Annotated in this window: 11 protein-coding genes and 1 tRNA gene; 6 read left to right on the forward strand and 6 right to left on the reverse strand. The window is 25.7% G+C overall.

Translation table 11 applies throughout. The features are described from left to right. Window positions 1–697: phospholipase D-like domain-containing protein (locus ACERKK_RS02395; RefSeq protein ID WP_373771477.1), on the forward strand; the 697-nt coding region annotated here is incomplete at its 5' end. A gap of 606 nt (window positions 698–1,303) precedes the next feature. Here the strand turns inward: ACERKK_RS02395 and ACERKK_RS02400 are convergent. From ACERKK_RS02400 to ACERKK_RS02410, 3 genes are read right to left on the reverse strand one after another with little or no spacing between them, the layout of a single operon-like run. Then, complete coding sequence (locus tag ACERKK_RS02400; RefSeq protein ID WP_373771478.1) at window positions 1,304–1,570, reverse strand: hypothetical protein; 267 nt, start codon at window positions 1,568–1,570, stop codon at window positions 1,304–1,306. A gap of 54 nt (window positions 1,571–1,624) precedes the next feature. Then, window positions 1,625–2,857 carry an EAL domain-containing protein gene (locus ACERKK_RS02405; RefSeq protein WP_373771479.1) on the reverse strand — a complete coding sequence of 411 codons (1,233 nt, stop codon included), beginning with the start codon at window positions 2,855–2,857 and terminating at the stop codon, window positions 1,625–1,627. A 10-nt stretch (window positions 2,858–2,867) separates the two neighbouring features. Then, window positions 2,868–4,274, reverse strand: coding sequence for a methyl-accepting chemotaxis protein (locus ACERKK_RS02410; protein ID WP_373771480.1), 1,407 nt, complete (start codon window positions 4,272–4,274; stop codon window positions 2,868–2,870). 177 nt (window positions 4,275–4,451) lie between these two features. Here ACERKK_RS02410 and selD point away from each other — a divergent pair, with 177 nt between their 5' ends. Then, window positions 4,452–5,486 carry a selenide, water dikinase SelD gene (selD, locus tag ACERKK_RS02415; protein ID WP_373771481.1) on the forward strand — a complete coding sequence of 345 codons (1,035 nt, stop codon included), beginning with the start codon at window positions 4,452–4,454 and terminating at the stop codon, window positions 5,484–5,486. 50 nt (window positions 5,487–5,536) lie between these two features. Here the strand turns inward: selD and ACERKK_RS02420 are convergent, their stop codons facing one another. Then, window positions 5,537–7,861, reverse strand: a complete 2,325-nt coding sequence (locus ACERKK_RS02420; protein WP_373771482.1) for a methyl-accepting chemotaxis protein — start codon at window positions 7,859–7,861, stop codon at window positions 5,537–5,539. Between the two features lie 175 nt (window positions 7,862–8,036). On the opposite strand from ACERKK_RS02420, the gene ACERKK_RS02425 reads away from it, so the two are divergent. Next, window positions 8,037–8,345, forward strand: coding sequence for a hypothetical protein (locus ACERKK_RS02425; RefSeq protein ID WP_373771483.1), 309 nt, complete (start codon window positions 8,037–8,039; stop codon window positions 8,343–8,345). 198 nt (window positions 8,346–8,543) lie between these two features. On the opposite strand, the gene ACERKK_RS02430 is transcribed toward ACERKK_RS02425, so the two are convergent. Next, window positions 8,544–8,642, reverse strand: a tRNA-Sec gene (locus ACERKK_RS02430). Between the two features lie 60 nt (window positions 8,643–8,702). Here ACERKK_RS02430 and selA point away from each other — a divergent pair. Both selA and selB read left to right on the forward strand, forming a co-directional pair. Then, window positions 8,703–10,049, forward strand: coding sequence for an L-seryl-tRNA(Sec) selenium transferase (gene selA, locus ACERKK_RS02435; protein ID WP_373771484.1), 1,347 nt, complete (start codon window positions 8,703–8,705; stop codon window positions 10,047–10,049). After that, entirely contained in the window at window positions 10,049–11,878 is a 1,830-nt protein-coding gene (gene selB, locus ACERKK_RS02440) for a selenocysteine-specific translation elongation factor (RefSeq protein ID WP_373771485.1), read from the forward strand. The genes selA and selB overlap by 1 nt, the downstream gene beginning before the upstream one ends. Before the next feature lie 4 nt (window positions 11,879–11,882). Here the strand turns inward: selB and ACERKK_RS02445 are convergent, their stop codons facing one another. Further along, a complete protein-coding gene (locus tag ACERKK_RS02445; protein ID WP_373771486.1) occupies window positions 11,883–13,874 on the reverse strand; it encodes an EAL domain-containing protein in 1,992 nt (663 codons plus the stop codon). Between the two features lie 175 nt (window positions 13,875–14,049). Between ACERKK_RS02445 and ACERKK_RS02450 the strand changes: the two genes are divergently transcribed. After that, a complete protein-coding gene (locus tag ACERKK_RS02450) occupies window positions 14,050–14,898 on the forward strand; it encodes a YitT family protein (protein ID WP_373771487.1) in 849 nt (282 codons plus the stop codon). The last annotated feature ends 16 nt before the right edge of the window (window positions 14,899–14,914 follow it).

Genomic DNA, 14,914 nt, shown 5'->3' on the forward strand with positions numbered 1-14,914 from the left:
AGAGATACTTGGAAAGCCATTTAAAATTCACAAAAAGTATTTTTCATTATTTTTTAAAAACAATGAAAACCCTAAAAAGACATTGATTATAAAAGATGGTCATCCAGATGATGTAATGACAAATATAATTAATAAAATAGAACAAAATGGGAAAAATCTATTTGATTTTTCAAAAGATGTACAAGAAGAAAATAAAAAACTGTTTGAACAAAAAAATATATATGAATATTCGCAAATTGATAATTTAACTAATGGTACACAATTAAGCACATATGAACATCCTAAGTTTTTTGAATATGCTTTTAAATATTCAAAAAAAGAAGTTGTAATAATTTCTCCTTGGATAAGATGGGAAATTATAAAAGAAAAAAAAGATGCTATTGAAAATGCTTTAAAAAGAAAAGTTGAGATAACTTTCTTTTATGGTATGGGAAAAAAAGATGATTTAGATAAAAAATCTAAAGAGTTCTTTATAGATATGCAAAAAAAATATCCTAATCTTTTAAAGTTTAGCACAAATAATGATATCAATGACCATTCAAAAATTATCATCTGCGATAGAGATTGGATGGTTACAACTAGCTTTAATTGGACATCATTTAAAGGTGATGAAAATAGAGAAGAGAGAAAAGAAAGAGGTAGTTTTATTAATGATAGAAGTGAAGTTTTAAAAATAATTGAAGTTTACATTAAATAATATGTACAACAAAACCTAGCACCGAATAGGATACCCTGTAGGTGAAGTTAACCGTTATCATCCAAGATTAACTATCCTAATAATTTATTAAGTAATGAAAGTACAAAGTTATGGAAAAGTCAGTTCAAAAAATATTAAACACATTGAAAAAGGGATATATCTTTTTTCTGATGATGGAAATTAAATAGTGTTACCAAATTAAATCTAAATATGGTACGATAGGCTAATTCTGATTAAAGGAACTTAAATGAATTTAAGTCAAGACATAAAGCCAATTAGTTATTTAAAAGCAAAAAGCAGTTCTTCAGGATATCAAAAGTTATGAAAACTTACAAAACTCTTTAAATCTGTTAAAGCTAATTGTTCAAAGTGAAAATGATATTGAAAATAATGAGCTTATTAAAACTGATAGTCTTGATATGACAAAAAAATATTCTTTGAAATTAAAAAAAAGTTTTACCAGAATTACAACAAATTGGTATTTTTAAATATAGAGAAATAATACAAAAGTTTATGTTTTATTAGTAGTTGATTCAAGTAGAAATTTAGAAGATATTTTATTTCAAAGACTAATAGGAGGGAAGTAACTCCACTCCCAATATTATTTTAATCTTGTTTTAACTCTTCAATTAGATTTAAAATATTTTGATAAATTGCTTCTGCATCATCTTCATTTAATTCTTTTTCTTCAATAGTTAATACAATATCAATTAAATCTTCATACATTGACTCCATATCTTCTAAAGCTATATAATCATCTTCTGTAGCTTTTTTTTCTACTATTAACTTATTTATATTTTTAATACCATTTTGAACTTCTGGAATCATCATATCTTTAATTGCAGTATCTAATTTTTCTATAATATCGCTCATAGATATCCTTTTATTTTTTGGGTATTTTAGCTAAATAAGAAGAGATGTCAAATTTTAGTATTCTAAATTATCATAAGCCTTAGGTTCTGCTAAATAAAAACCTTGTGCAAAATCAACTTCTAACTCTTGAACAATTTCTAATACTTCTTTTGAATGTACGTATTCAGCCACTGTTTTGGCATTTAAATCTTTTGCCATATTTACGATATTTTTAACTATTGTTCTTGATTCTAGTGAAGTATGAATATTTTTTATTAAAGAACCATCTATTTTAATAATATCAGGCTTCAAATTTAAAATATTTTCCATACTTGAAAATCCACTACCAAAATCATCAATTGCAATTTGACATCCGCTTTCTCTTACTTTTGATGCAAAAGATTCTACAATAGTAAAATCCTCAATAAAATCTGATTCTAGAATTTCAAAGATGATATTTTTTGAACTTGGACAATTCTTAATTTTTTTATAAATATAATCTCGAAATACTTCATTTTCAATATCTTCATAAGAAAGATTAATAGAAAATTCTATACCTTTTCCACAAAACATATTTATTGATTTTTCTATCATGATTTGCATCATATCTTTATATATTTTTATTTTTTTTGATGTATTTAAATATGCAAAGACAGAATGTACTTTATTGTTTTTTCTATCAATTAGTCGCATTAAACATTCATATTTACTAAGTTTTAATGTTTTAGTATCAAAAATACCTTGTGCATATGGCTCAATATCAGAATTTTCTACTGAATTTTTTAGAAGTACAATATCTTCTACTAATTTCGTTTGTTCTTCTTCTCTATATGCAATAGTTAAAATATCTAAATTAATATCTATGATTTTATCTACTGCTCTTAAACTATCATAATGTTTTTGTTTTATTAATACATCTTTTATAAAATCTCTTACATAACTAAAAGCAGTATTTACATAGTGAGCAGGTAATCCAATATTTACATGAACTTCACTAATAATATTTAATTTTGCAAAATAGACCTCATCATATTCCCCACAAAAAAGATTTATAAACCACTGTTTTATTCCCTCTTGATGACGATTTATAATATCTTTATTATGTAAAAACATCTTTGCATGATCAAACTCAAATATAAATTCATAAAAACCTCTAAGTAACATATCACTATTTTTTATTGCAATATCTCTTATAGCCAATAGATTTAAGGCATCTTCTTGTGTAAACTTATAGTGTTTTAATATGATTTTAAAATTTTGATTATTTTTATTATTTATACTATTTATCTTTTTATATTCTAAATCCATGATAATCCTTTTATGAACATCTAGTACAGTTAATACTATCTTTACCAATAAACTCTTTTTCATTAGCTGTATCAACAATAGTATTTGCAATATATGATGTTTTTAAAGCAATTTCATTAGCTTGTAAAGATACCTCAGCATTTGATTTTATTTGATTAGACAGTACATTCATCGCTTCATTTATTTTAATAGTACCTTTTTGTTGTTCATTTGAAATACTAGCTACATTATTAATAATACTAATTGTTTTATCAATATCACCATTTAGACAATTATATCCCTCAATCATATTATTAGCTATAACCTTGCCTTCATTTGCTTTTATATTTGCATTTTCAACTAATGCTTTTATCTCTTTTGCAGCCTGCGCACTTCTTGTTGCTAAATTTCTTACCTCTTGTGCAACAACTGCAAATCCTTTTCCTGATTCTCCCGCTGTTGCTGCTTCAACAGCTGCATTAAGACTTAATATATTTGTTTGAAAAGCTATTTGATCAATAACTGTAATTGCATCACTAATAGCACTAATTTCTTCATTTATTTCATCCATTGATGATGTTGTTTCTAATGCTAGTTTTTTACCATGGTTAGCTGAATCTATTACACCATTAGCCAAAGAAGACATTTCAACGGTTTGTTCTGTTGTTTTTGAAACATTATTGGTAATATCTTCTAAAACTCTTACTGTATCTGTTAAACTAACAGAAGCCTCTTTTGAAGAGTTATTTAATTTATCTACATTTGATAATAATACATCTGATGAATTTTGTAAACTTACTCCATTTGTTTTATTTTCTAATAACATTTGAGTAATAGCTTCTTTTAATTTATTTACAGATTCTACTAATATTTTTAACTCGCCCTCTTCTTTTATATTCTCTAAATGTACTTCATCGATATAGTTATAATTAGTATATGCTTGTAAAATTTTATTGATATTTGATAAATGCTCTTTTGTACCAATAATCATATTATTAACATCTTTTTTGAACTCTTCTAAACTTTCATTTGAGGTATTTGAAGTAATAACATCACTATAAACTCCATTTTGAATATTATTCATTACATGTTTTACTTCTTGAATTAAGATATTTTCTTCTTCTTTTTTTTGTTTTTGTTGAATTTCTCTTAAAGCAATAACATCTTTTATCTGTGAGTATTCACTTGCCATTGAAGTATTAATTTCTAAACTAGAATTATTATCCATATTTTTTAGAAACTTTACTAACTCTTCTGATAATAGTTTTCCATTTTTATACTCATCTAACTCATGAAATATTAATGCAAAAGCAATAACATATTGAATAACTTGTGACATAGTATCTTGTGTAAAAAAATAAGCATTAATTGGTAATAAAAAAATACCAATATAATGTACAACTGTCATACGAAAATAAAGTGATTTTAATTTAAACATTTTTTGTTCCTGTATTTATGATAATCGAATATTAACAAAATAGGACAATTTTTGTCTTGATTGTAATCAATGCAGTAAAAAATAAAAAAATTATTATCAATTTTACTAGATATTAACCATAAGTTAAAAGGATTTTATATAGAATCCAAACTTGTAAATCCATAATAAAGGGGATAAATGAATAACGAATATAAACTAACTAAATTCGTTCAAGCTGCAGGTTGAGCCGCAAAGATGGGTCCGGGTGACCTAAAACGTACTATTTGCGATTTAACACCAAAAGATGAAAAGATTTTAGTGGGATTTGAAAAAAGTGAAGATGCTAGTGTTTATCAAATAAATGATGAACAAGCCCTTGTTCAAACTTTAGACTTTATTACACCTGTTGTAGATGACCCGTATGTTTATGGAAAAATTGCTGCTGCTAATTCATTAAGTGATGTTTTTGCTATGGGTGCAGAGGTTAAAACAGCTTTAAACATCGTAGGATTTGATGCCAAAAACCAAGCTTTTGAGGTTTTAGGAGAGATTCTAAAAGGTGGAAATGAAAAGATTAAAGAGTGTGGTGGTGTTCTTTTAGGTGGACATACTATTGAAAGTCCTGAAATGTATTATGGTTTATCAGTTACAGGTATTTGTCATCCAAGCAAGTTTTATAGAAACAATGGCGCAAAAATTGGTCATGTATTAGTTCTTACAAAACCTATTGGAATGGGAATATTAACAACTGCTATAAAAAGAGATGTTTTAAGCCAAAGTACAATGAATGAAGCTGTAAAAGTTATGGAAGCACTTAACTATTTACCTTCAAAAATATTAAAAGAGTATGATGTTAGTGCTTGTACTGATATTACAGGTTTTGGTCTTTTAGGTCATGCCTTAGAGTCAACTACTGATTTAACATCATTTGCTTTTGAAGCATCTGCTATTCCTGTTATGGCTGATGCTTATGATTTAGCACAAAAAGGTGTAGTTCCAGGTGGAACAAAAAAGAATCTAAAATATTTAAATGACAAGATTACTATAAATAGTGATTTAGAAAAAGAAAAATTAATGTTCTGTGATGCACAAACTTCTGGGGGATTATTAATCTCTATGGATAAAGATGATGCTAAAGAGTATATTAAAAGAATTGAAGAGTTAACTTTTGGTTATGCTTCAATTGTAGGTGAAGTTCTTCCAAGAGCTGCAACTCCTATTGTTATTTACTAAAAAAGAGCTAGACACAATTGTCTAGCTCTTTTTATCCTATCTTTACTATCTTAAAAACTTTCCCATGCATCATCATCTTTATTTTCTTTAATTGATTTTTTTGCAATAGTTTTATTTGGATTAGTATTACTATTCGTTTTTACTTTTGTATCTTCATTTTGGAAATTATTAGAACCTATTTCTTTAGCTTTTACAGTATCTTTTCCTATAAACTCTTTCTCATTTGCACTATCTACAACTAGTTTTGCAATTTTATCTGTTTGCATAGCTATATCTTGTGTTTTATCAGAAATTGCACTATTTTCTTGTGTTTGTTGGTCTAAAGATGTAACAGCATCATTGATTTGTTCTATTCCAGTTTGCTGTTCTTTACTTGCGCCTTCAACATCTTTGATTAATGAAATTGTTTTTGCAATATTTTCATTTAATCCTGTATAACCTTGAATCATTTTTGTAGCTATTACTTTTCCATCATTTGCTTTTTTAGTAGCATGTTCCACAATTGATTTAATCTCATTTGCAGCTTCTGCTGATCTTGAAGCTAGGTTTCTAACCTCTTGAGCAACTACGGCAAACCCTTTACCTGCTTCACCTGCCGTTGCAGCCTCAACAGCAGCATTTAATGAAAGAATATTTGTTTGGAAGGCAATTTGGTCAATTACACTAATTGCTTCATTAATAGAACTTACTTGTTCATTTATATCATTCATAGCATCTGTTGTTTGATTTGCTAGGTTTTCACCTTCATGTGCAGATGAATTAAGTTCATTTGCATAGTTTGCCATCTTAACAACATTTTCAGTATTGTTAATTATATTACTTGTTATCTCTTCAAGTGCTGCTGCTGTTTCTTCAAGTGCCGCTGCTGATTGATTTGAATTTTTATTTAATATATTTACATTATCAAGTAATATTTGACTACTTTTATCAAGTGTTAAACCATTTGCTTTATTTTCAACTAACATTTCATTAATAATTTCACATAATGAGTTCAAACCAATTGCTGTATCACCTTTTGCATTTGGTATTGTATGTGTAAAGTCAAGTTTTTGGTAGCTTTCAAGAGCTTCTGTTACTTTATTTATGTCTTCTGTTACTTTAGAAGCAATTACTTCTAACATTTCATTTAGAATTGTTTTTAATTCTTCTAAGGCTTTATTATTAGTTGTTTTTAGAACTGTTTGTTTTATCTTTCCTTCTTTTACAAGTGATACTACTCTTTTTACATCATCAATTAATGCACTATCTTGTTCAATTAAAGATTTAGTTCTTTCTATATTATCATTTACAACTTTAGCCATTACACCAATTTCATCATTTGCTTTTATCTCAATTAATTCAACTTTTGTTGTTTCTTTATTTAAATATTTAAAGAAGTTGATTAATCCTATTTGGAAGTTGTTAATTAAAAGTGAAATATTTCTTGGAATTATAATTCCAATTGCAATAACAAAAATAAGAATAAATATAGAAATAATAGTAACAACATTACTAATACTTTCATTTAATTCAGTAACAATAGGACCAATAGTATCTTGATCTTTTTTAATTGAGTACTTTACATCTTCAGCAACTTTTGCCATTTGTGGACCAATTTTATTTAATCCATTTTCAATAATATCATTTCTAGTATTAATTATTTTTTCAACTTTATTTACACCATCTTGATATAATTGTATTAATTGTATTGCTTCTTGAAGTTGTTCTCTTCTTGTTGGGTCTTGTAAACTATCTCTTATTTTATTCAATTGAAGAGAAAGTGCTTCAAACTCTTTATGAACTCTTTGTGAGTCTTTCTCAGAGTTTGATTTAAGAAATTTTGCAGTATATAATCTTGCAAGAAGAATATCTCTTATTCCTTCAGCTGTTTCAAGTGCTGCTTCTGCATCATTATCTTTTTTTGCACTTCTCATTACTGTTGTTAAAAGTTCTTCAATCTTTTTACCATTTATATCTAAATTATTATTTACAACATTATTTCTTTGATTTACAAGTTCAATTATTTCTAAGAAATTCTTTTTATATTCATTCTCATACTCTTTTAGTTGTTTTACCATTGAAGCACGTGATGGTTTTTGAATCTCTTTTTCAGCTGTTTTTATAAAACCACTTGTTTTTTCAAAATAATAATTAAATTCATCAATCTCTTTTTGTACAGGATTATTAATATAATCTTTAACATTCATTCTAACCATTAGCATATTTGCTTGGACTCTACCTGCTAAGACTGAATCTCTAGCCATTTCTCTATAATTGGCAAAGCCATCTGATGTTTTATTAATACTTACAATACTATATACAGCAAGTATTGCAACTAGTATCCCTACTACACAGAATGAAAAAATCAATTTCATTCTAATTGTTAAATTATTCATACTCCTAGCCTTTTTTAGTTGAGTTTAAAATAATAATATAACAATTAATATAAAAACCTTGTTACTTATAAAATTTTCTACTTTATATTTAAAGAAAAAACTAAGAATTACTGATATTTTATTTCAAAATGTAATATTATTTAAGCTTAATTAATTTTTCTGATACTATCTTTTTATGAAAAATTCCCTAGAAAAATTAAACGAAATAAGTGATCTTACAAGTAGACATCAAACATATTATTCTTTTAATAAAGACCTAGATGCATCAAGTAAATACCGACAAGGTAGAGTTAGTGCTTCAAAATGGTTATGTGATTTAGTTTATTACTTTATAGAAAAAGAGAGCCATTTTATAATAGAGTTTAAAGAACATATCAAAGAGCAAAAAAAAGAATTATCACAATTAAAAGATGGTGAGTACAAAAAAGGTTTAATTGATGAATTAAATTTAATTGAGGATATGCTAAATGGTAGAATTAATTAGTAGTCTTTTACTAATAAGTATAATAATTTTATATAAATATAATAAATCAACAAAAAAAAGCAAAATACCTTTTTCAGATAAATTAAAATAGAAGTCATATAGTTATTTAAGTAAAATTAGATACAATCGCGCATAAAATTTGCTATAAAATATAGACATTAAATTTGGTGTTTGGAAATTTGTTTAAATAAGAGGGATTGGCGAGAAGACGTAGGAATCGAACCTACCTCGGCGTTTACACAAAAACCGACAATCAGGGTTGAAGCCTGTGGTGCCCACCAGGTACACATGTCTCCCTCTTTGAATAAGAGTGAAATACTACAGCAATTATTTTTAAAACAATCTGAAAGGGAAAAAATGTCTTTATTACAAGCCATTCCAAAAATTGATAAGTTTATCTCAAACAAAAAATTTGAAAAATATCCAATATCTTTAATAACTAAAATATCAAAAAAACAAATTGATATTTTAAGAAAAGATATTCTAGAAAAAAAAGTAGATGAAGTAAATGAAGAGAGTTTAATTTTAAATGTAATCAAAGAGTATGAAGAGATTACATCACCATCACTACAAGCTGTAATAAATGCAACAGGGATTATCGTTCATACAAATCTTGGACGAAGTTTAATAAATAAAGAGAGTTTTAATAGAGTAATAGAAGTAGCAACATCATATAATAACCTTGAGTATGATTTACAAAAAGGTAAAAGAGGTGAAAGATATGCTCATATTACAAAAACACTAAAAGAACTAACAGGCTGTGAAGATGCAATAGTTGTAAACAATAATGCAAGTGCTGTTTTTTTAATATTAAATACTTTTTGTAAAAACAAAGAAGTTGTAGTTAGTCGTGGTGAGCTTGTAGAAATTGGTGGAAGTTTTAGAGTTCCTGAAGTAATGAGCCAAAGTGGTGCTGTTTTAAAAGAGATTGGAACAACAAATAAAACTCATGCAAGAGATTATGAAAATGCAGTAAATGAAAATACATCAATGCTAATGAAAGTTCATAAATCAAACTACTCTATTGAAGGTTTTACAAGTGAAGTTGATTTTGAAGAAGTCGTTTCAATTGCAAAACAAAACAATGTGATAGATTACTATGATATGGGAAGTGGACATATTATTGATTTACCTTTTAATCTTGCACAAAAAGAACCTTCAATTACTCAAATTATGAAATATAATCCAAGTTTACTTAGTTTTTCAGGGGATAAACTTTTAGGAAGTGTACAAGCAGGAATTATCATAGGTAAAAAAGAGTTAATTGAAAAAATCAAAAAAAATCAATTATTAAGAATGCTAAGAGTTGATAAAATCACTCTTGCTTTACTTGAAGATAATCTAAACTCTTATGTAAAAGGAAATATTCAAGATATTCCAACACTAAATATGCTTTTTACTTCTTTAGAAACTTTAGAACAAAGAGCAAATATTTTAAAATCAAATATTGAAGATATCTGTTCTTGTGAAGTTATAAAAACTCAAACTTTAATAGGTGGTGGAACAACTCCTAATAAAAAGATTCCTTCTATTGCATTAAGTTTAAAGTATCAAAATTATAAACCAAATAAAATTGAGCAAATTTTACGAAAAGAGAATCTAATTGTAAGAATTGAAAACGATACAGTATTATTAGATTTTAGAAGTATTCAAGAAGATGAAATTGTAAAAATAACACAAATTATAAAAAAGGTATTTTCTTAATGTCAAATATTATTATAGGAACAGCAGGACATATTGACCATGGAAAAACTGCATTAATTAAAGCGTTAAATGGTTATGAAGGTGATAGTACAAACGAAGAAAAACAAAGAGGTATAACTATTGATTTATCTTTTTCAAACCTAAGTAGAGCTCAACAAAATATCGCATTTATTGATGTTCCCGGACATGAAAAATTAATCAAAAACATGATTGCAGGAGCATTTTCATTTGATTATGTAATGCTTGTAGTTTCTGCATCTGAAGGTATTATGCCTCAAACTATTGAACATATTCAAATTATTAACTTACTAAATATTAAAAATTTAATTGTAACTATTACAAAAAAAGATTTAGTAACGCCTGATGAACTTTTAATACAAAAAGAGAATATTTTAAAGTTTTTATCTAAGTTTGATTTTGAAATACAGTTTGTTCATGAAGTTTCTGTTTTTGATGAAAAATCAATTTCTAAACTAAAAGATTCATTATTTACTATTAAAAATACGAATAAAGAAGAAGAAAATTTCTTTAGATATTATGTAGATAGAGTTTTCTCACCAAAAGGAATAGGAACAGTTGTAACAGGAACTGTTTTAGGTAAAAAACTTGAATTAAATGAAAAAGTTTTTATTTGTGAAGCACAAAAAGAGTCAAAAATAAAAAATATCCAAGTTCATAATGAAAATGTTTTAGAAGCAAATATTTCAAATAGAACAGCTCTAAACTTACAAGGAATAAATGCAAACCAAATAAATAGAGGTGATTTAATCACTAAAAAAGGTCACATTAGAGGTTTTGATAGTATTGATGTATCTTTTAAATGTTTACAAGGTAAAACACTAAATCATAATAAATCATATACACTATTTATTGGTGCTAAGAAAATCGAAGTAAAAGTTTTACTTTTTGATACTATTGAGAATGCAGAAGAAGGTTATGCAACTATAAAAGCAGATGAAAATCTTTTTACAATTTTTGGTGAAAAATTTATATTACGTTCTTCAAATGAGACAATTTGTGGTGGTAAAGTCTTAAATCCTATTATTGATCCAATGAAGAAAAATCAAAAAAAATATTTATTAGAGTGCTTAGATAGTGGTGATTTTATAAGTGCCTATAAAACTCTTTTAGAAGCACATAAAAAAGGTTTAGGGATTATCTCTTCAACGCAAAGATTTGCTCTAAGTCATGAAGAAGCTATCTCTTTTGCAAAACAATTAGATGATGTATTTGTAGATGAAAAGCAACTTGTTATTTACCCAAATGCTACAAAAGATTATATAAAAGAGTTTATTAAAAATATTTATATCAAAAATCAATACGCCCTACTTTCCAATGCATCTATTGCACTTAGATTAAAATGGGCAAGTACTCTGTTTATTCAAAAAGCACTTGATGACTTAGAAAATGAGAATTTCTTAGTAAAAGAAAATAATCTTTATAAAAATGCAAATATCAAAGAAGATTTTGCAAAAAACCTTGAAGATACTTTTATGAGCAGATTAAGACAAGAGGATATAACTCCAACTGCTCCATATAATATCTATGATGACCTTGACCTTGATAGAAAACTTGGTGATGACATTTTAAAATCATTAACAGCAAAAAAACAAGTAATAAGACTTCAACATAATCTTTTTATTCATTTTGAAAGTTTAAATAAACTAATCAAAGAAATGAAGAATATTATTAAAGAAGAAGGATATATAGAAATAGCAAATTTTAAAGAAAAATATCCACTAAGTAGAAAATACCTAGTTACATATCTTGATTATTTAGATAATCAATCAGATATTACAAAAGAAGGAAATAAAAGAATATTTGCTTAGAAAACTAAAGGATCGAATCCTTTGGTTTTCCAATATGATAACCTTGTAAATAATCAATTCCTAACTCTATTAATAAAATTTCTATCTCTTCACAGTGTACTTTTTCTGCAATAGTTTGAAGTCCCATATCATGTGCAAATGAGTTTATATTTTTAACTACTTTATATGAATTAGAGTTTGTATGAATATTTTCTATCAATGAACTATCAAGTTTTAAGAAGTCAATATGCAAATTCCCAATATAAGAGAAGTTTGAATATCCTGAACCAAAATCATCAATAGCAACTTTTACATTATATTTTTTTAACTTCTGAATAAAATCATTTATAATATCAAAATCACTAAACTCTTCTGTTTCTAAAAGCTCTACAATAAATCTATGACCAATATTATATTTTTCTAAATACTCAAATAATAAATCAACACTCTTTTTATTTTGAATATCTTCAACACTAAAGTTTACAGAAAAACTAATATCTTCTTTATCTTTAAAATACTCAAAACTATTTTTTAACATTGCTCTTGTAAAATCATCATATTGCTTAGATTTTTTAGATACATCAATAAACTTATCAGGAGTATAAATCTTACCATCTTTTTCTAATCTTGCTAAAGTTTCATACTTATTTATTTGACCAGTTTTCGCATCTTTGATTGGTTGAAAAAATGGTATTATTTTATTGTTCGCCAATGCTTCTTCTATGTTTTTTGTCCATTTAATATGAGAAGTATGTTCATCTTCAACTATTAGTGACTTATCAAATACTTGAATACTCTTATTATCATTAAAAGCTTTTCTTACACTTGTTGTAGTTTTATCAACAATATGCTCTGTCTCATCATAAGTAATACCCAAAGAAATAGTTACATGAATAGTACTGCCATCATAAGCAAATTTGTGTTTTTTAATATCATCTACTAGCTTTTCACAAAATTCTAAATCAACATTTTTATCTAAAAGTATTGCAAATTCATCACTATGAAGTTTATATAACTTTCCTACTTTATTTGTTTTTTCTTCTAAAACCTTTGCCATATTTTTAATAATAGCATCACCTACTTTAGTACCATAAAAGTGATTTATACTTCTAAAATCATCAATATTTATAATTATTAAACTATTTACTTTTTTCTTTTCTAAATCTTGCTCTAGTTTTACAGAGTTTGGTAAAAGTGTTAATGGATTAAAATATATATTATGTAATAGTTTTTCATAAAATTTATTTATTGTTTTTAATAATTTATTAAAACTAAACTGTAACATCTTAATTTCTCTAATATTTGTTTTTACAAATACTTGATTATTGAAATTTTCTGAATCTGCCGATTTTGTAATTTCATTTGATAAAGTAACAATAGGTTTTACCATTTTTGCGTTTATTACAAAAAAGAAAATATAAACAACAAATAAAATAAATATAATAAAAAATATTAAGAAATAATATGTCATAGAATCTAATGATATTTTAATTTCACTTGGTGGATATGAAATATCTAATACTCCATTTATATCGCCAACTTTTGTATTGTAGTGACAAGTTATACATTCATTAGAAACAACTATTGGATATAAATATCTAATAGAACCATCTTCTTGAATCATAAATTGTTTTTCACCATTCATTGCTTTTTGAATAAATGGATCGTTTTTAACTGTTAATTGGTCTTTTAAATTAACCCCTAAAATCTCTTCAACTTTTTCACTTCTATAAGAATGAACTTTTAAATCTTTTCTCATATGCTCAAGTCTATCTATAATTTTAACTAGGTCTTCTTTAGCCCAACCCTCTTGCATTCTTGTGTTCATTGTTTCAAAAATTAATTCGCTTGTTTTAAGAGCATCATCTTCTGCTAAATTATCCAAAGCCGTATGTTTTATATATAATGAAGATATGATTATGAAAATAATACTTGATAATAAAATAAAAAATGTGATTTTAAATATTAATGCTTTATTTGAAATCAATTTATTATCATCATAATTATTAATATGCATTTATTGCCTTTTTATTAAAGTTTACATTCTATGCCAAAAAGTATTAATTATTGTTTAAAGAAAATTATTTTGTTAATAATTAATAAAATCAAGCAATATTAATTACATTAAAATAATCTATTTATTACATATAAATTGCTATTATACAATTCAATAAACTTTAAATAGGAAATTAATGAATAATATTTTTTCAAAAGAAGAATTAAAAAATTATGCTTATATAATTTTAGGTTCAATTGTATTAGCATTAGCAGTTGTTGGATTTTTTGTTCCAAATCAAATTATCACAGGAGGAACAGCAGGACTTGCTTTATTACTTCACTATATAACTCCACTTACAATAGGAACATTAGTAGTTATTATAAATTTGCCATTATTAATAGTTGGAGGTAAATATCTTGGTAAAATGTTTGCTATTAGAACTATTTTAACTATTTTATTAATATCATTATTTATTGATATTTTTGCAGAGTTTTTTCAAATAAAAGCCTTTATACTTGATACTACTTTAGCTGCAATTTTTGGTGGAATATTTATAGGTTTAGGATTAGCACTTGTTATCAAAGGAAATTCATCAGCAGGTGGTTCTACTATTCTTGCAAGAATTATTTCTTCTAAAACTGAAATAAAACCAGGTCAAGTTATTTTAATAATTGATTCATTAATTGTATTATCTTCATTAATGATTTTTGAAGATACAGCAAAAGTTTTATGGAGTGTTATTAGTATTTATGTAACAACAAAAGTAATTGATTTTATTTTAACGGGAAGTTTAAATAAAAAAGTTGTATATCTAGTAACAAATAAAATCGATGAATTAAAAAAACAAATTAGAGAAGAGTTAGGTCCACAAGGAACTATTATCAAAGGTGATGGATTATTTGAAGGTGAAAATAAAAATATGATTTTAATTGTAGTAGAAGTTTCAAAACTTCAACAATTAAGACAAATGATTAGAAAAGTAGACCCTGATGGTTTTTTAATTATCACAGAAGCAACTGAAATGTTAGGAAGAGGACACTAAGTTTAGATATAAAAAA

The sequence above is a fragment of the Poseidonibacter sp. genome (genome assembly GCF_041821165.1).
GTDB lineage: Bacteria > Campylobacterota > Campylobacteria > Campylobacterales > Arcobacteraceae > Poseidonibacter.